17 protein-coding genes and 1 pseudogene are annotated in these 17,249 nt (G+C 40.0%); 4 read left to right on the top strand and 14 right to left on the bottom strand.

All coding sequences use genetic code 11. From position 1 onward, the window contains the following. From NGI26_RS01825 to NGI26_RS01765, 13 genes and pseudogenes are all read right to left on the bottom strand, one after another. On the bottom strand, nucleotides 1-3,880 hold a 3,880-nt coding region (locus NGI26_RS01825), incomplete at its 3' end, for an SHIRT domain-containing protein (protein ID WP_251935334.1). Between the two features lie 208 nt (nucleotides 3,881-4,088). Further along, nucleotides 4,089-4,392 (bottom strand): annotated as a pseudogene (gene prfB, locus NGI26_RS01820) (peptide chain release factor 2); the annotation flags it as partial. Between the two features lie 110 nt (nucleotides 4,393-4,502). After that, the gene (locus NGI26_RS01815; protein WP_251935331.1) at nucleotides 4,503-5,159 is read right to left on the bottom strand and encodes a CBS domain-containing protein; all 657 of its coding nucleotides are present in this window, start codon (nucleotides 5,157-5,159) and stop codon (nucleotides 4,503-4,505) included. 526 nt (nucleotides 5,160-5,685) lie between these two features. After that, a complete protein-coding gene (locus NGI26_RS01810) occupies nucleotides 5,686-6,396 on the bottom strand; it encodes an ABC transporter ATP-binding protein (RefSeq protein WP_251935313.1) in 711 nt (236 codons plus the stop codon). Next, the gene (locus NGI26_RS01805) at nucleotides 6,396-7,160 is read right to left on the bottom strand and encodes an ABC transporter ATP-binding protein (protein ID WP_251935300.1); all 765 of its coding nucleotides are present in this window, start codon (nucleotides 7,158-7,160) and stop codon (nucleotides 6,396-6,398) included. The genes NGI26_RS01810 and NGI26_RS01805 overlap by 1 nt, the downstream gene beginning before the upstream one ends. Further along, complete coding sequence (locus NGI26_RS01800) at nucleotides 7,160-8,116, bottom strand: branched-chain amino acid ABC transporter permease (protein ID WP_251935297.1); 957 nt, start codon at nucleotides 8,114-8,116, stop codon at nucleotides 7,160-7,162. Before NGI26_RS01800 ends, NGI26_RS01805 begins: the two co-directional genes overlap by 1 nt. A 3-nt stretch (nucleotides 8,117-8,119) precedes the next feature. Further along, nucleotides 8,120-8,989 carry a branched-chain amino acid ABC transporter permease gene (locus NGI26_RS01795; protein ID WP_251935294.1) on the bottom strand — a complete coding sequence of 290 codons (870 nt, stop codon included), beginning with the start codon at nucleotides 8,987-8,989 and terminating at the stop codon, nucleotides 8,120-8,122. Nucleotides 8,990-9,109: 120 nt separating this feature from the next. Beyond that, nucleotides 9,110-10,270, bottom strand: a complete 1,161-nt coding sequence (locus NGI26_RS01790) for an ABC transporter substrate-binding protein (protein ID WP_251935291.1) — start codon at nucleotides 10,268-10,270, stop codon at nucleotides 9,110-9,112. A gap of 86 nt (nucleotides 10,271-10,356) precedes the next feature. Further along, entirely contained in the window at nucleotides 10,357-10,626 is a 270-nt protein-coding gene (locus NGI26_RS01785; RefSeq protein ID WP_251935286.1) for a YlbG family protein, read from the bottom strand. A gap of 78 nt (nucleotides 10,627-10,704) precedes the next feature. After that, nucleotides 10,705-11,295, bottom strand: coding sequence for an ATP-dependent Clp protease proteolytic subunit ClpP (gene clpP / locus NGI26_RS01780; protein WP_251935282.1), 591 nt, complete (start codon nucleotides 11,293-11,295; stop codon nucleotides 10,705-10,707). Between the two features lie 115 nt (nucleotides 11,296-11,410). Then, complete coding sequence (gene upp / locus NGI26_RS01775; RefSeq protein WP_004252365.1) at nucleotides 11,411-12,040, bottom strand: uracil phosphoribosyltransferase; 630 nt, start codon at nucleotides 12,038-12,040, stop codon at nucleotides 11,411-11,413. A gap of 88 nt (nucleotides 12,041-12,128) precedes the next feature. Next, nucleotides 12,129-12,596 (bottom strand): deoxycytidylate deaminase, encoded by a 468-nt coding sequence (locus tag NGI26_RS01770; RefSeq protein WP_070656980.1) that lies wholly within the window; start codon nucleotides 12,594-12,596, stop codon nucleotides 12,129-12,131. A gap of 18 nt (nucleotides 12,597-12,614) precedes the next feature. Continuing rightward, complete coding sequence (locus NGI26_RS01765; protein ID WP_251935279.1) at nucleotides 12,615-13,172, bottom strand: TetR/AcrR family transcriptional regulator; 558 nt, start codon at nucleotides 13,170-13,172, stop codon at nucleotides 12,615-12,617. 124 nt (nucleotides 13,173-13,296) lie between these two features. Here NGI26_RS01765 and NGI26_RS01760 point away from each other — a divergent pair, with 124 nt between their 5' ends. From NGI26_RS01760 to NGI26_RS01745, 4 genes are read left to right on the top strand one after another with little or no spacing between them, the layout of a single operon-like run. Continuing rightward, entirely contained in the window at nucleotides 13,297-14,142 is an 846-nt protein-coding gene (locus NGI26_RS01760) for a DegV family protein (protein ID WP_251935260.1), read from the top strand. Between the two features lie 54 nt (nucleotides 14,143-14,196). After that, a complete protein-coding gene (aao, locus tag NGI26_RS01755; protein WP_251935257.1) occupies nucleotides 14,197-15,378 on the top strand; it encodes an aminoacetone oxidase in 1,182 nt (393 codons plus the stop codon). Nucleotides 15,379-15,391: 13 nt separating this feature from the next. After that, nucleotides 15,392-15,913 carry a DUF1697 domain-containing protein gene (locus tag NGI26_RS01750; protein WP_251935254.1) on the top strand — a complete coding sequence of 174 codons (522 nt, stop codon included), beginning with the start codon at nucleotides 15,392-15,394 and terminating at the stop codon, nucleotides 15,911-15,913. A gap of 10 nt (nucleotides 15,914-15,923) precedes the next feature. After that, the gene (locus NGI26_RS01745) at nucleotides 15,924-16,379 is read left to right on the top strand and encodes an 8-oxo-dGTP diphosphatase (protein WP_251935251.1); all 456 of its coding nucleotides are present in this window, start codon (nucleotides 15,924-15,926) and stop codon (nucleotides 16,377-16,379) included. A gap of 34 nt (nucleotides 16,380-16,413) precedes the next feature. On the opposite strand, the gene NGI26_RS01740 is transcribed toward NGI26_RS01745, so the two are convergent. Further along, complete coding sequence (locus NGI26_RS01740; protein ID WP_251935243.1) at nucleotides 16,414-17,154, bottom strand: MerR family transcriptional regulator; 741 nt, start codon at nucleotides 17,152-17,154, stop codon at nucleotides 16,414-16,416. Nucleotides 17,155-17,249: the final 95 nt, after the last annotated feature.

Here is a 17,249-nt window from a genome sequence, read left to right as displayed (position 1 = left end):
GTTGAGCGGTAACATAGTCACCATTCACATATGTTGTACTGTCGCTTGGGGTCAATGCTGCGATAGCTGCTGGAAGTTGCTTACCTGCTGTCTCACTCTCGAAGCGGTAACTTGCTTGATACTTGTTGGCTTTAAACTTCCACTTACCTGTGAAAGTCAAATCAGATTTTTTCACAATCTTACTTTTGGCATCGTAACCATCAAAAGTCCATGTACCATCGTTAACATCATCTTTATAAGTCTTTGTTGTCAACTCTTCTGGTACAACTTTTTGCGTGTTGTAATAGCTTGAGCTATCTTTTGGTGCTTTCTTCTGGATAAATTCAGGCAAATCAACACCAGCCGTAATGCTTACAAAAGTATAGCTTACATAATGCGGTCTAGGCGTTACTTCCCAGATACCCGTAAATGTCACGCGCTTGCCATTATAGGTCGCATTCTTCTGATCGTAACCTTTGAAGGTCCAGACATAGTCTTTTTCTTCTTCAACTACTGATTCTTCAGCAGGTTGTTTGGCTACAATGGTGTCACCAACCTGATAAGAAGCCTCATCATTTGGAAGCATTTCAAAAATACTTTGTGGTAATGGAACATCTGCTTTAGAAGATTTGAATACATATTCTGGATTTGGAGTAGGTACCCAGCTTCCAAGGAAAGTCTGTCTGCCTTCTGCTACAACGATTTTTTCTTTATCATATCCTGCAAATGTCCAAGTCACTTTATTCGCTGTATCAACATAAGTCGTTTCACTTGGTTGTTCCGCAACTACTTCCTTAGAATTCAGTTTATAATCATAAGGATTTTTCGGAGTCAACTTGATGATATGATCTGGTAATACGAAGTCAGGATTAGTTGACTTAAACTGATAATCCACACCATTTGGCGTAAAGCTCCAAGATCCTGTGATGGTCTTCACATTCGTACCTGCAATAGCTTTTCCGTATTTATCCGCGTCAAAACCATGGAAGGTCCATGTACCTGTAGGAACAGTTACTGTAGATGTGTCAAGTCTGCTTGCATCTTTGTAATCGTCAGCTCGTGCAACGAAATCAGTGCCAGCTGGAAGCATGTCACGAATCTTACTTGGAAGAGGGTAGGCAGGAGTTGAGTTAGTAAATTTATACTCTAATCTGTAGATTGTATCAGTCTGATCAGTCGGAACTAAGATCCATTTTCCTTTGAAAACGAGGTCTGCGTTCTCTACTGTTTTCACACGTGGGCTCAGTTGACCATCTTCTTCATAGTAGTCATCAAAGATCCAAGTTCCTCTGCCATCAGGATCTTCAAATCTTGTTTTAGATGGCATTTTAACACGAGCTTTTTCACCCTTGACAAATTCTCTTGTGTCAGATATCAGATTAAACAAAGTTGATGGTGGATAGAGATCTTGACCAGAATCATCTTTTGAATCTGTATAAAAGTCATAGTAAACACTATGCTTGGTCGGTACAAATTTCCAATGAACAGTGTAGGTAGAATCCTCATCGTCAGCTGGTTTCTCAACGTCCTCCTTTTGCTGAGGAATCTGCTGAGGAACCCATGTACCATCATTTTCTGTATCATTGTATCGATACAAATAGCTAATAGCATTATAGACATTGTCAGAATAATCTGACGGAGAAGTCGTGATAGGAGCTGGAATTTGTGTCTTCAAATCATCAGGAATAGTCTTCCCTGGAGTATCACTCACAAAGTCAAAGGAAACTGTCTTATCTCTGTGTGGTGTGAAGGACCAAGTACCGGTAAAGAGAACTTTATCTTGATTAACTACCTTGCTATTAGCATCATAGCCATCAAATTTCCAAGTTCCCTTGTTTACAAAGTCCATGTAGGTCGTCTTCAGGGGAGCTGTTGCAAGGACAGTATCGCCATTACTATAGTTTTTTCCAGTGCTTGGAATATAGGTCGTGATTTCCTCTGGGAGAGACAGGCTAGGGTCTTTGCTGACAAACTTATAGTTTTCTGGATAGGTTCCCGGTGTAAATGTCCAAGTTCCTGTGAACTTGAGGTTCCATCCATCGTGCTCCCAGTCGCTCACTGGTTTTTTATCAAAATCATAGCCCGAAAAGTTCCAAGTACCACCGTTAACTGCATCATAGTAGGAATCATTAAGCGGTTTAACAGACTGAACTATATCCTTGCCTTTCGGATATGTCTTCCTATCCATATATGTCCATTCACTTGGCGCATATACTGGCTTCAGATTATTGATCTCAGCAGGTAGTGATTTGCCAGCCGTTCCACTGACAAACTCATAAGTCGGTTTCCGAGGAACTGGTTTAAATGTAAACGTCAATGGCATTGTAACTTTTGGCAATTCCCCATATGTAGCCGCACGTTCTAGTTCACGACTGAAGGTTAAATCTACTACATCTTCCTCGTAGGTCCAATTCCCTTCATGTTCTGCATCATAAAATGGTTTGTAGACGCCTTGAACTTCATCGTAGCGGTACAAAGCAGCTAGCGTATCCAGTATATCTTTAGGTAAATACTCATTGCGTTTATCAAACTGATTGAGAGAAAGCTTGTAATCGTATAGCTTGCTTTCTAGATCCTTTATCTCCTTAGGAAGAGGTAATCTATATTTGTCATAGTTTGAGGTCTTAGGACTACTTGGTAACTTATAAAAATTTTCCCAATCTTGCTCGTTCACAGCCTTGTAGGATACAATGACATCCTCAAAGTATTTCCAAGTTCCTACGAACTCCACATCACCATTGTTTGCCACTTTACTTGGAGCATCAAAGCCAGTCAAAGCCCAATAACCTTTTCGGTTAGGAAATTCTTCTGAAGTATAAAAAACCCAGTGAAATTCTTGTGCTTTTACTACTTCACCCTCAGCAAATCTTCTTTTATCTTCTGGACTCCAGTTTGCAACATAAGGTGGCGGAGTTTTTCCAGGTGAACCATTAATTGCTCTATAGGTAGCCTTGTATGGTGTTGGTGTATATTCCCACTTACCTGTGAAGAAAACATCATCTTTGTCAATCACCTGACTATCATAGTCATAGCCCTTAAAGGTCCATCTACCACTTCCATCATTCTCTATATAAGTTGTTTCAGTTGGCTGGATGGCCTTTACTTTATCGCCCTTTTTGTAGATTTTTGTGTCTTCTGGCTTCAAGTAGTTCAGACTAAGCGGAACCGATTTTCCTGGTGTAGCACTTTCAAACTCATAAAGTGCCGAGTGAGGAGTCTTATCCTTGTCTGGGATGAACTTCGGATTTTTATCATGAAGACCAGAATTGACAAAGTTCACGAGATTGCGATAAATTTTATCAATCTCTTCTTGCTTGGTTGCAGTTTGAAGCACGCTATCAGCAGCTGCCATCACGCCATTCAAGATTTCTAGGCTATCATCTGTCTTACTTGAAAAGTCCTTGCTGCGCAAGTTTTTGAGGTAGTTCTCTAAAGTGCTCTTGTTTAGACTAGCATTTACTGATGCTGGTTGAGCAGTGGCTGCAGCTGGCTGGCTAGCTCCTGTAGCTGCCTGAGCATTTTTAAAAGCAGTCGAATCTGTCGCTTGACTTGCCTCTGTCGTAGCAGATTTCAATGAGGCTTGGTTATCCCCTTGCGTTTCTGTCTGTGCTAGCGCAGGAGCTGTTGTTGAGGCAGCCTCTTTGCTTTCTACTTGCACTGATGCAGAAGGCGTTACTGAGACAGTCTCTTGAGTTTCTGTTTTCGCTGGTTCAGAAGTTCCCACCGAGACTTGATTTTCTGACTTATTTTCCGCTTGAGCTGTAGCCACAAGCTCATCAGCATGGGCTACTTGACCCGCTCCAATCGCTGCGGGTGCAAACAAAAATCCAATCGCAAGTGATACAGTAGCAACTGATAATTTGCGGATTGAATACTTTATCTTTCTATCCTGAAAAAACATTCCAGTCCTCCTTTTATTTCATAATCTCCATTCTATCATAAATAGTTAATATTAGCGATTTTTTTGACCGTAAATTTTTAAAAACTTATCTATTCTATATTTTCTCATAATATACAAATATACAAAAAACTCCTTCTCCAAAATAGTAATTATAGGGATTTTTGTAAAAAAATGAAAGGAATCGCTTCCTTTCATTTTTTGCTTTTATTTCCAATTCTGTCAACTGTTCAACCAGTTCATCACGTACAGACTCGTCTTCTACTAAAAAGTCCAATAAAATTTCAACTTCATCCTGCAACTCTTCCATCTTACGGAAGGTGTTGTAGGTGTTTTTTAATTCTTGCGACGTTTTTTGGGCCGCGATATTATCGTTCCAAAAATCAGGTTCCGTCATCTTGTTTTCCAAGATGACAATCTCTTCCTCTAGTCCTTCGAGGTCAAAGAAACCCCCTAAAAGAAGCTAATTTTTCACGATTTGCATCAATTTTTTGACAAATTTCTGAAATGTCCATAAATACTCCTTTATTCACATCGTTTCGTTATACCACATTCTCTCATTTCTTTCCATATTTTGCTTGTTATTTCAAATTGTATACAAAAAAGAGGGCTTTCACCCTCCATTTTATAACTTTTTAGCAGATGTTCGAGCAATCTCCTCTACTTGGATACCTTGCGCTTCAAATTTCTCCTTCAGGAAGGTTAAATCAATCGTCCCATCAATTTGAACTTCAATAACAACCTTACCATCCTTGCGAGGAATATTAACGGTGTGTGAAATATTCAGATTTTCTTCTACAATCAAGGTCACAATCTTGCCTAAAACCCCGACTTCATTTTCCGTAATAAACCGAACACGAATTCCTTCCTCGCCGTAGCCAGCGATTTCTAGAAAGGCTTGAAAAACATCACGATCTGTAATCACACCATAAACCTGTTGATTGTCCACAACTGGAAGAATACCGATTTTATTTTTCAGCATAAGATAAGTCGCATCCTCTAGACTTGCATAACCTGACACTGTGATAACATCCCGAATCATGAGGTCTTTGACTTTGGTCTTATTGAGAAGATAATTCATCTCATAGATAGAGAGGCTGGTTGCTTTAGATGGACTGGCTTCAGCAATAGTTCCTTCTGTTACAAGACCAACCAATTGATCATTTTCGATAACAGGTAAACGGTGCAAGCCTTGCTCGCGCATCAAATCTGCTGCATGTGCTACAGTCGTATCTGGACTGATATAAACTACTTTGCGGGTCATAAAATCTTTAACTGCCATAGGAAATCTCCTTTATATTTATAGTTTTATTATACACTTTTTACGGAAAGCTATCAAACGCTTTCATTTCTTTTTCAAGATTCAGAAAAATTTGAAGGACTTTACGAAAAAGAGCTCAACTTAGAGCCCTTGATTTTATACTTATGTAGATTGTATGATTGCTTTGCAATCTTTAACCGCCGATTAAAACAATCCCCTAGACTAGATATTAATTGCTGCCGCAATTTTTATCCGCCGACTAAAAAGGTCCCCCAGACTAATGTGGATTGCTTGAGCAATCTATATTCGCAACCTAAACTAGTCTCCCAGACTATGGTAGATTGCTTGCGCAATCCTTATCTGCCGACTAAAACAATCCACTGGTTCTGATGATTGCTACGCAATCTCTATCCGCCGACTAAAAAGGTCCCCCAGACTAATGTGGATTGCTTGCGCAAATCCTTATCCGCCGACTAAAACAATCCACTAGTTCTGATGATTGCTACGCAATCTCTATCCGCCGACTAAAAAGGTCCCCCGGACCTTTTTAGCCACCTAGGTATGCTTTTCTGACTTCATCAGATGCTGCGAGTTCTTTTCCTGTTCCTGATAGGACAATCTTACCTGTTTCAAGAACATATCCTCGGTCAGCGATGGCTAGTGCTTTATTAGCATTTTGCTCAATTAAGAGAACGGTTGTTCCTTGTTTTTGAATATCTTGGATGATATCAAAAATTTCTTGGATAAAGATTGGCGCAAGCCCCATTGATGGTTCATCTAATAAAAGAAGTTTAGGCGTTGACATGAGGGCACGCCCCATGGCAAGCATCTGCTGTTCACCACCAGATAGAGTAGCCGCATCTTGGTTTTTACGTTCTTCCAAACGTGGGAAACGTGAAAAGACTTTTTTCAAATTAGCTTGATTCTCTTCACGATTTTTCTTAAGAAAGGCTCCCATCTCCAAGTTTTCCATAACTGTTAAACCAGGGAAAACGTGACGCCCTTCAGGTACTTGAGAAAGTCCTGAGGCCACAATCTTCTGTGCAGGCATTTTTTGGATTTCTTGCCCAAGAAATTCAATCTTACCAGCACTTGGACGTACAAGGCCTGATAATGTTCTAAGAATAGTTGTTTTACCAGCACCATTGGCACCAATCAAGGAAACAACTTCACCTTCATTAACTTCAAAGCTCACATCACGTACAGCTTGAATCATGCCGTAATGAACTGAGAGGTTTTCAACTTTTAACATAGACATTAGGCTTCACCTCCAAGATAAGCTTCGATAACACGTTTATTGTTCTTGATTTCATCTGGTGTCCCATGAGCAATCAAACGACCGTATTCAAGAACATAGATACGTTCAGTGACTTCCATGACCAAGTTCATATCATGTTCAATCAGCATGATGGTGATCTTGAATTCATCCTTGATGCGACGGATCAACTCAGTCAATTCTGCAGTTTCTTGTGGGTTCATACCTGCTGCAGGCTCATCCAAGAAGAGGATTTTAGGTTCTGTAGCAAGGGCACGAACAATTTCCAAACGACGTTGTTGGCCATAGGCTAAATTTTTAGCTAAGGTTTCAGCATCACCATCTAAATCAAAGATTTTTAGTAATTCTAAGGCTTTAGCTTTTAATTCTTTTTCATTCTTATAAAAGGCTGGTAAGCGCAAGAAACTTGCAAAAACATGTTGTTTATGATGGTTACTAAATGCAATAAGAACGTTATCCAAAACTGTCAAGTCTTTAAAGAGGCGGATGTTTTGGAAAGTACGCCCTAAACCAAGAGCAGCAATTTTATAGGGTTGCTTGCCATTTAACAAGTGACCATCTAAGGTTACTGTTCCTTCACTTGGTTCATAAACTCCTGTCAGCAAGTTGAAGAGAGTTGTTTTCCCAGCACCATTCGGTCCAATCAGGCCAACAAGTTCACCTTCGTTCAATTCTAGAGTTACATCTCCAACGGCTGTCAGACCACCAAAGTGTTTGGTTAAATTTTTTACTTCAAGTAACGCCATTAGTTTTGTCCCTCCTTCTTACCTTTTTTAAAGAGACGTGATAGGCTCAATTCCCATGTTCCAAGGAGACCACCTGGTCTGAAAATCATAACAAGTACCAAGGCCAAAGCATAGATAATCATACGAACACTAGCCACGTCTTGAAGAAGCATGTTTAAAATACCAAGAACAATCGCAGCAACAATTGCCCCTGTAATGGATCCCAAGCCACCAAATACAACGATAATTAAAACGTTGATAGAGTTGATAAAGCTATAATCTTTTGGCACAACAGAACCGATAAATCCTGCTTGAAGGGAACCTGCAATACTTGCAGTCATAGCTCCAAAGACAAATGCAATAATTTTGATTTTTGTTGTATTGACCCCGACAGACTCTGCTGCAATTTCATCTTCACGAACAGACAAGGTTAAACGACCGATTGGACTACGAAGGAAATTCAGCGTTGCAATTGTCGTAATCACGGCAAAAATGTATACCATTTGCCAATTAGTAAAGTTTGGAATACCAAGGATACCAGCAGCTCCGTTTGTTAAATCACCACCATTGACGATTAGGATACGGATAATTTCGGCAACTCCAAGTGTCGCAACTGCAAGGTAGTCCCCCTTCAAACGAAGGGTAGGAACTCCAACGACCAAGGCAACCAAACCAGCAATGATAGCACCAAGCAACATAGCTCCAAAAAAGGCACCGTAAGTTGGAGATTTAGAACCAATAATGGCTGCTGCATAGGCACCGATAGCCATGAACCCAGCATGTCCAAGAGAAAATTGACCAGAAAAACCAACGATAAGGTTAAGTCCAACTGCAAGAATAATATTGATACCGATTTGTTCTAGAATCTGAATATGGAAAAGGTTTAAAATACCAAACGAAACTAATAAGCTAATCGCACCATATCCAAGCAACAAAAGGAGCAACCAGAGAATATTAACTTTTAAATTTTCTTTCATTGTTTACACCTTCTCTTTCACATTCTTACCAAGGATACCTGCTGGACGAACAATCAAGATCAATAGCAAGATTCCGTACACGATAGCATCACGGAAATCTGACATTCCGAAGGCTGTAGCAAAAGTTTCCAATAGTCCGATTACAAAACCTCCGAGAGCTGCACCAGGAATAATACCGATACCACCAAGTACGGCCGCAACAAATGATTTTAGACCTGGAGTAACACCCATCAAAGGTTCAAGAGAGTTGTAATAAAGGGCAATGAGGACACCTGCTGCTCCAGCAAGGGCTGAACCTAAGGCAAAGGTGAAACTGATTGTACGGTTTACGTTGATTCCCATCAATTGAGCTGCATCACTATCTACAGATACGGCACGCATGGCTTTCCCCATCTTTGTTTTTTGCACGATGAGTTGCAAAAGAATCATCAAGACAATCGAAACTGTCAAAATCAACAATTGAATATTTGTTAGACTGATTGGACCCAAGTCATAACGAACTGTTTGGATTGCTTGAGGGAATGCACGTGTATTGGCACCTACTAGATAGACCATTCCATACTCAAGCAAGAAGGATACCCCAATAGCAGTAATCAATACAGAGATACGAGTTGAATGACGGAGTGGACGGTAGGCTAGAAACTCGATGATTACGCCAAGAATAGCTGAACCAATCATGGACAAAATTAAGGCTAAAAAGAAATTTAAATGGAGGGCATTAATCAAGAAATAACCCATGAAAGCACCCATCATATAAATATCACCGTGGGCGAAGTTAATGAGTTTGATAATTCCATAAACCATGGTATAACCCAGAGCCAAAAGTGCATAAACACTACCCAGAATTAGACCATTCACAAGTTGTTGGAGCATAGCATTCACTCTTTTCTATCGTTATTTTTTTAGAAAATTTCTCAATTTTCACAAGTTCATAAACATCGAAACAGGGAGTGAGTCAAAGGCTCATTCCCTATTTCAACTACTATTCTAATGTTATGGTTTTACGACTTCTGCCGCATCTACTTTACCATTATTCATGGTCATCATGAAGGCTGTTTTCACAGTGTTATGATCTGCATCAAAGCTTGTTTGACCTGTAACACCTTCGAAGTTTTGTGTTTTAGCAAGATTGTTCTTGATATCAACTGAAGTTTTTGCACCTTTTGCAGCATTGGCTACTAAGTAAACTGAGTCATAAGCCAAGGCTGAGAAGGTTGAAGGTTCTTCATTGTATTTAGCACGGTATGCTTCAAGGAAAGCTTTGGCTTTTGCAGAAACATCAACTGTAGTTGAGAATCCAGAGATAAAGTAAATGTTTGATGCTCTTTCAGCAGTTGCTTGTTGAACAAATTCTTCACCGTTAAATCCATCACCACCAACGATTGGTTTATCAATTCCCATACCACGCGCTTGGTTTACGATTTTACCTGCTTCTGTGTAGTAACCTGGAACAACGATAGCGTCAAACTCTTTCCCTTTCATTTTAGTAAGGGCTGCTTGGAAGTCTGTATCACCTGCCACAAAAGTTTCGTCTGCTACAATCTCACCCTTGTAGGCTTCACGGAAGGCTTTAGCAATACCTTTAGCATAGTCACTAGCATTGTCCGTATAAAGAACAACCTTCTTAGCATTCAATTTGTTTGTTACATAGTTAGAAATAATCTTACCTTGGAAGCTATCTTGGAATGTTCCGATAAATAGGTAATCTTGACCTTTAGTTAAACCATCTTGAGTCGCACTTGGTGAAATCAATGGAACCCCTGCTTGGGTAGCGTTAGCTACAGCCGCGGCAGTTGCACCAGATGTCGCAGGTCCTACGATTGCTGCAACCTTTGATTGTGTTACTAAGTTAGTTGTAACAGAGGCAGCCTCAGCAGTTTCAGATTTGTTATCTTTATCCACAACTTCGATTTGTTTTCCATCAATACCACCAGCAGCATTGATCTCATCAACAGCAAGTTGGGCACCTTTTTGTTCAGAAGTACCATAGGCAGCTACAGCACCTGTTTCTTCAAAGTTAAAACCGATTTTGATAGTCTTTTCGTCTACTGGGTTACCAGCAGCGTTAGTAGCTCCTGACTTGACCTCTCCACAGGCAGCGAGAAGAGCTACGCTAGCAAGAGCCACAAAAGATAGGGCAAATTTTTTCTTCATGTTAATCTCCTTATAGTTGTTTTAAAAATAGTATGTTAAGAATATACCGAATTATCAGAAAATTGTCAACACATTTGTTTCACTTTTTAAATGATAACGTTTTCTTCTTTTCGATAGAGATTACCAACAAAGGGTGTCTCCAACTCTTGAATATGGCAACGTCTAATTTTCTTGATAAATCTTTCCTTACCTAATCTCTCAACTAAGTCATCTAGTTCCTCAGTTGGGACATAAAGTTGCAGGTAGCGATGCTTTTTGGAATGATAGAAAACATCTCCATATTCCTGTAGTTTTTTTACATCTCTATTATAGTAGAGATAGATGATTAATCCTGATCGATTTGTTTTTTCAAACATGAGGAATCCTCTTTCTAAGAAATCTTATCCCATTATATCAAAAAAAGCAAACTCCGTCGAGTTCGCTTTCATGCTTTATTAGTTCAAAGAATTGTTGGCCATGATTTCATCAATAAAACCATATTCAAGCGTTTCTTGGGCGCTCATCCAGTAATCACGTTCAGCATCTTTATGAATTTGCTCAACTGATTTACCAGAGTTATCGGCAAGGATTTGCTCCAATGTCTTACGAGTTTTGAGCAAGTGTTCTGCAGCGATTGCCATATCTGTTTGTTGGGTACCACCACCTGTTCCACCCATTGGTTGGTGAATCATGTACTCTGCATTTGGAAGCATGAATCGTTTGCCTTTTGCTCCACTTGATGCAATAACAGTCCCCATAGATGCAGCCATTCCCATCACGATGGTTTGGACATCTGCCTTGATAAAGTTCATAGTATCAACGATTGCCAAACCAGCTGACACAGAACCTCCAGGTGTGTTGACGTAAAGGTAAATATCTTTTGTGCTATCTTGGGCATCCAAGAAGAGCAACTGAGCAATAACTGAGTTGGCCATATTGTCTTCGACTGGCCCTGTTAGCATGATGATGCGGTCCTTAAGAAGTCGTGAGTAAATATCATACGAACGTTCTCCACGACTTGTTTGTTCAATAACTACAGGAATCATTCATTTCTCCTTTTGATCTTTTAAATTTAGTAGTTGTCTACTGACAATTAGGTTATTATATCTCGTTGGTCAAAAAAGGTCCATTTTTTGATGTGTATAATCCTCTTTTAGTATTCTATTTAGTTCCGAACAAGCGGTCCCCAGCGTCTCCAAGACCTGGAACGATGTAACCATGTTCGTTCAAGCGTTCATCCAAGGCTGCAGTAAAGATTTCTACATCAGGGTGTGCTGCTTGAAGTGCCTTCACACCTTCTGGAGCTGATACAAGGCAGACAAACTTGATGTTTGAAGCCCCACGTTTTTTGAGGGAGTCAACAGCCAAAATTGCTGATCCACCTGTTGCAAGCATAGGATCAACTACAAAAATTTGACGTTGGTCAATATCTTCAGGTAATTTTACCAAGTATTCTACTGGTTGAAGGGTTTCTTCGTCACGGTACATACCAATGTGACCAACTTTTGCTGCTGGAACCAAACTCAATAGTCCATCAACCATACCAATACCTGCACGCAAGATTGGGACAATCGCCAATTTTTTACCAGCCAACTGTTTTTGAACTGTTTTTGTGATCGGTGTTTCGATTTCTACGTCTTCAAGTGGAAGATCACGAAGTACTTCATATCCCATCAACATTGCAATCTCGTCTACTAGTTCACGAAAAGCTTTTGTAGAAGTGTCAGTGCGACGCAAGATTGATAATTTGTGTTGAATCAGTGGATGATTAATAACTTCAAGTTTTCCCATTTTCAGAATTCCTTCTTTCAATTTATTCTTCTTATTATATCAAAAAATGGTTTAAAAAGCTTTCTAAACCACTTATTTTTATTAATTTCTAAATCAAATCTGCCTCTTGGAGAGCTGTCTGAACAGTCTCTAATGGTAAATGGGTCAACTCGGTGCCTTTTTCGTGATAAAGGTACTGGGCATAGTCATCCATTCGGTACTGGTTGATATAAACTACGCGCTTGCAACCAACCTGTAGCAGTTGTTTGGTGCAGTTGAGGCATGGAAAATGAGTGACATAGGCTGTAAAACCTCTGGGAACGCCTCGTTCAGCCCCTTGTAAAATAGCATTCACTTCTGCATGAAGAGTGCGGACACAGTGGCCTTCAATCACCAGACAGTCATGATCTATACAATGCTCTGTTCCTGATACAGAACCATTATAGCCTGTTGAAATAACTTTGTTATCCTTGACTAAAACAGCTCCTACCTTGGCACGTTTACAGGTTGAGCGATTGGCAATCAATAGTGCTTGAGCGGCAAAATACTCATCCCAAGCTAGTCTTTTTTCTGTCATAGCATTTCTCCTCATGTTTTATTTTTTGAAAAATGGCAGGCGTAAATCTGCGATTTTTTCAGCAGGAACCTTCATCCCATCCTTGATCCATTTAAGCAAGACCGATACGATGGCCGAACTCCAAAAAGAATGCAGGTAAGAGCTGACTCCTTTTGATTTTCCATAGTATTTTTCTAGAAATTCTTGCATGGCTTGCACAAAGATTTTTTCTAAGTGATAGTCCAAGGCAAGCTGAATCACCTTAGCTTCTTTCTTGGCTTCTCTAAAGAGGTGAACCCATACGAGATAAAGGTCTGTTTTTACATCGTAATGACTCAATTGCTCCATGATGTTATGGACGCTACATTTAAAGACACTTTCTAAAATCTCTTCTTTTGAATCATAGTTTCGATAAAAAGCCGCACGCGAAACGCCAGCACGCTTGACTAACTCAGAAATGCTAATCTTAGCCAACTCCTTTTTCTCCAAGAGTTGCAAAAGAGCTGTTTCAATCGCTTCTCTGGTTAGCAAATTAGATTCTTGGTTTGATTTTCTTAGGTTCTCAAGCGATTTTTCAGATATTTTACGTTCAGACATAACAATTTCTTTCTACTTGTGACAACAGAGAGCTACCACTTTTGTTTCAAGGGATTTCATGATATAATTGTAAAAAAAGACAGAACCTTTGTCAATGTATAAGTGATAAAGAGGGAGAATTTCTATGACTTGGAAGATTGTAGCTGACTCTGGTTGTGATTATCGCCAACTGGCAAACCTTGCTTTTGATACTGAATTTGTAAGTGTCCCATTAACAATTCAGGTAGCAGATCAGGTCTTTATTGACGATGCTAATCTTGATATCGATCAAATGATGGAAACTATGTATGCAACTTCTGAAGCTTCTAAATCAGCCTGCCCTAGTCCTGATGATTATTTACGAGCATTCGAAGGTGCCAAACATATTTTTGTAGTGACTATCACTGGAACTCTCTCTGGTAGCCACAATAGCGCACAATTAGCTAAAAACATTTATCTCGAAGAACACCCTGACACTCAGATTCATGTTATCGACAGCTTATCTGCTGGTGGGGAAGTTGACTTAATCGTTGAAAAAATCAATGACTTGATTGATCAAGGACTTTCTTTTGAAGAAGTCGTTGAAGTGATTACTACTTACCAAGCAAGAACGAAATTGTTGTTCGTTCTTGCTAAAGTGGATAACCTGGTTAAAAACGGTCGCTTGAGTAAACTTATTGGTGCAGTTGTTGGGCTCCTCAATATTCGTATGGTTGGGGAAGCAAGTGAAACCGGAACATTGGAACTTCTCCAAAAAGCTCGTGGTGCTAAAAAGTCCCTGCAAGCTGCTTATGAAGAGTTAATCAAAGCTGGCTACGCTGGTGGGCGTATCGTCATGGCTCACCGCAGTAATGAGAAATTCTGCCAACAGCTCTCTGACCTCTTGCGTGAAAAATTCCCAGCAGCTAATATTAAAATTATCCCAACTTCTGGACTTTGCAGTTTTTATGCAGAAGATGGCGGACTCCTTATGGGATATGAAATTGACTAATTGATTAGATTCAAGAGATGGCTAGCCATCTCTTTTTTATGGTACAATACAGATATGAAACATTTTGATACTATCGTCATCGGAGGAGGCCCTGCTGGTATGATGGCTACAATCTCTAGTAGCTTTTATGGCCAACAAACCCTTCTCATCGAAAAAAATCGGAAACTCGGAAAAAAATTAGCTGGAACTGGTGGTGGTCGTTGTAATGTGACCAACAACGGAACTCTGGATGACTTACTAGCTGGCATCCCTGGAAATGGACGCTTTCTATACAGTGTCTTCTCCCAGTTTGATAACCATGATATCATCAACTTTTTTACAGAAAATGGTGTTAAACTGAAGGTAGAAGACCACGGTCGCGTTTTTCCAGCCAGCGACAAATCTCGGACTATCATCGAGGCTTTGGAAAAGAAAATCATTGAACTTGGTGGGCAAATCGCTACTCAAACAGAAATTGTTTCGGTTAAAAAGATAGACGACCAGTTTGTCCTTAAATCTGCAGACCAGACCTTTACTTGTGATAAACTCATTGTCACAACTGGTGGAAAATCCTATCCTTCGACTGGTTCGACTGGTTTTGGCCATGAGATTGCTCGCCATTTTAAGCACACCATTACCGAGCTGGAAGCTGCTGAGAGTCCATTGTTGACAGATTTTCCACATAAGGCCTTGCAGGGAATCTCACTGGATGACGTGACCTTAAGCTATGGCAAGCATGTCATCACTCATGATTTGCTCTTTACCCACTTTGGTTTGTCAGGACCTGCTGCCCTACGCATGTCTAGCTTTGTAAAAGGTGGAGAGGTTCTCTCACTCGATGTTTTACCTCAACTTTCTGAGAGCGACTTGTTGGCATTTCTAGAAGAAAATCGGGAAAAATCCTTGAAAAATGCTTTAAAAACTTTGCTTCCAGAACGCTTGGCAGAATTTTTTGCGCAAGGCTATCCAGAAAAAGTCAAACAGCTGACTGAAAAAGAACGAGAACAACTTCTCCAGTCTATCAAAGCACTCGAAATCCCCGTCACAGGCAAAATGTCTCTGGCCAAGTCCTTTGTCACCAAAGGAGGCGTCAGTCTTAAAGAAATCAATCCTAAAACTCTGGAAAGTAAGCTAGTACCTGGCCTCCACTTTGCTGGGGAAGTTTTAGACATCAATGCCCACACAGGTGGCTTTAATATCACTTCTGCCCTCTGTACCGGCTGGGTGGCAGGCTCAAATCCAATAAGTACCAAATAAGAAAGGAAGTCCTTTGGAACATATTATTTTACTAAGAGGCGTTACTCCTAATGGAAAAAATGCTATCCCGAAAATGTCATATTTGGTAGATATTTTGACAGAAGCTGGTTTTCAACACGTTCGAACCTATATTCAAAGCGGAAATATCATTCTTGAAAGTGACTTGGACTTGGAAGAAATACGAGAACGCGTTCATACTCTGATAAAGGAAAAAATTGGAGCTGACTTAAAAATGGTTATCAAGAATAAGGACGATTTTGAAAAGATTGTTCAAGAGAACCCATTTAGAGAAGACTATCTTCATGATCGTGTACATGTGATTCTTTATCAGGGATTTATCCAAAGTCTGCCACTAGAAAAATTGAAAGCTGACTACGGTGAGGAAGAAATTTGTGTAGGCGATCACTGTCTCTACCTCTATCTCCCTAGAACTGCAAAACGAAAAAAGCTCAATACCAACTATCTTGAAAAACTTTTTGGCGTGGATTTAACCATGCGAAAGTTAAATGTCGTGGAAAAGTTACTAACAAAATAGGAAAAACAATATGAACAGAAGAGAAACAGTTGAATTTGTCAACATGTGCATGATTAAAAATGGCGACAAGGTTCTGGTTCAAGATCGAGTTAGTCCTGACTGGCCTGGCGTTTCTTTCCCTGGTGGCCATGTGGAACGTGGAGAATCCTTTGTCGATGCCGTCATTCGTGAAGTGAAGGAAGAAACTGGTCTGACCATTTCTAAGCCTCAACTCTGTGGTATCAAAGATTGGTATGATGATACAGATTATCGGTATGTCGTCCTCTTTTACAAAACAGAACACTTTACTGGTGAACTCCAATCTTCAGACGAAGGAAAGGTTTGGTGGGAGGATTTTGAAAATCTCTCTCATCTAAAACTTGCAACCAATGATATGTCTGATATGCTTCGTGTTTTTTTGGAAGATGATCTCAGTGAGTTCTTTTACTATAAAGACGGTGACGACTGGCTTTATGATTTAAAATAGCAAATAATCGGCGGAGGACTCTCCGCCGATTATTTTATTTACCCTGTTTTTCAACATAGTGGGCAATCACATCTGATGTGTACTGGGCTGTTCCAGGTCCAAATTTATCAATATTTTCCTTAAACTCTGGGTTGTAGACATATCCTTTACCGATATATCCGAAGACTTCAATAGAACAGTCAAATCCATAAGTACGAATGGCTTGCAAGAGCTTGGCTGCTTGCTCTTGGTTTTCAATTGCTGTTGCAGGTAAACCAGCTTGAAGATTTTGTGCCAAAGTTTGAAAGACTTGGTTAAAGGCAGCCGTAGACTCATCTTCGCGACCTTTTTGGCGTTCGAGGGCTTGATCCATGACTTCTTGTCCATACTTCTCTACCGCTTCTTGCTGGTATTTTTGATGATCTTGATAGCTAAATCCTGTGAATTTTTCCTCAATGGTCATTTTTCTTTCTCCTTTTTGTTCTTGAATGGTTTTTTGCAAGGTGGAAATCAAGGTATCCAGATGTTGCCTTTCTCGAGTTAGATAGTCCAACTGCCTAGTCAAATGGGGCAATAAATCTTTCCTTTCTTCCTTTAACAGCTCTGCTATTGATTCTAAAGAAAAGCCTAGATATTTGTAGTAAAGAATGACCTGAAGGCGTTCCAAATCCTCTTGACTGTAAGTTCGATAGCCGTTTTCCGACTTTAAGGGGACCAAGAGTCCTATCTTGTCATAGTGGTGCAGGGTCTTGACAGAGACACCTGAAAGCTGCGCAGCTTCTTTTATTTGGTACATGATTTCCTCCTTACAAGGATAGTATAACCCCTTCCCTTAGGTCAGAGTCAAGTATTTTTGCGAAAATTTTTTAACTTTTTGAGAAAACTGTGAAA

This window comes from Streptococcus sp. Marseille-Q0941 (assembly GCF_943736975.1).
Taxonomy (GTDB): Bacteria; Bacillota; Bacilli; order Lactobacillales; family Streptococcaceae; genus Streptococcus.
Note: the sequence above shows the minus strand (reverse complement) of the source record. Positions and strands in the feature narration are given on the sequence as shown.

Coding starts and splice junctions, on each gene's coding strand:
- NGI26_RS01745 (WP_251935251.1), top strand. CDS start 15,924: ATGAACAGAAGAGAAACAGTTGAATTTGTCAACATGTGCATGATTAAA.
- NGI26_RS01765 (WP_251935279.1), bottom strand. CDS start 13,172: ATGTCTGAACGTAAAATATCTGAAAAATCGCTTGAGAACCTAAGAAAA.
- clpP (WP_251935282.1), bottom strand. CDS start 11,295: ATGATTCCTGTAGTTATTGAACAAACAAGTCGTGGAGAACGTTCGTAT.
- NGI26_RS01810 (WP_251935313.1), bottom strand. CDS start 6,396: ATGTCTATGTTAAAAGTTGAAAACCTCTCAGTTCATTACGGCATGATT.
- NGI26_RS01795 (WP_251935294.1), bottom strand. CDS start 8,989: ATGCTCCAACAACTTGTGAATGGTCTAATTCTGGGTAGTGTTTATGCA.
- NGI26_RS01790 (WP_251935291.1), bottom strand. CDS start 10,270: ATGAAGAAAAAATTTGCCCTATCTTTTGTGGCTCTTGCTAGCGTAGCT.
- NGI26_RS01770 (WP_070656980.1), bottom strand. CDS start 12,596: ATGACAGAAAAAAGACTAGCTTGGGATGAGTATTTTGCCGCTCAAGCA.
- NGI26_RS01800 (WP_251935297.1), bottom strand. CDS start 8,116: ATGAAAGAAAATTTAAAAGTTAATATTCTCTGGTTGCTCCTTTTGTTG.
- NGI26_RS01785 (WP_251935286.1), bottom strand. CDS start 10,626: ATGTTTGAAAAAACAAATCGATCAGGATTAATCATCTATCTCTACTAT.
- NGI26_RS01760 (WP_251935260.1), top strand. CDS start 13,297: ATGACTTGGAAGATTGTAGCTGACTCTGGTTGTGATTATCGCCAACTG.
- NGI26_RS01815 (WP_251935331.1), bottom strand. CDS start 5,159: ATGGCAGTTAAAGATTTTATGACCCGCAAAGTAGTTTATATCAGTCCA.
- upp (WP_004252365.1), bottom strand. CDS start 12,040: ATGGGAAAACTTGAAGTTATTAATCATCCACTGATTCAACACAAATTA.
- NGI26_RS01740 (WP_251935243.1), bottom strand. CDS start 17,154: ATGTACCAAATAAAAGAAGCTGCGCAGCTTTCAGGTGTCTCTGTCAAG.
- aao (WP_251935257.1), top strand. CDS start 14,197: ATGAAACATTTTGATACTATCGTCATCGGAGGAGGCCCTGCTGGTATG.
- NGI26_RS01805 (WP_251935300.1), bottom strand. CDS start 7,160: ATGGCGTTACTTGAAGTAAAAAATTTAACCAAACACTTTGGTGGTCTG.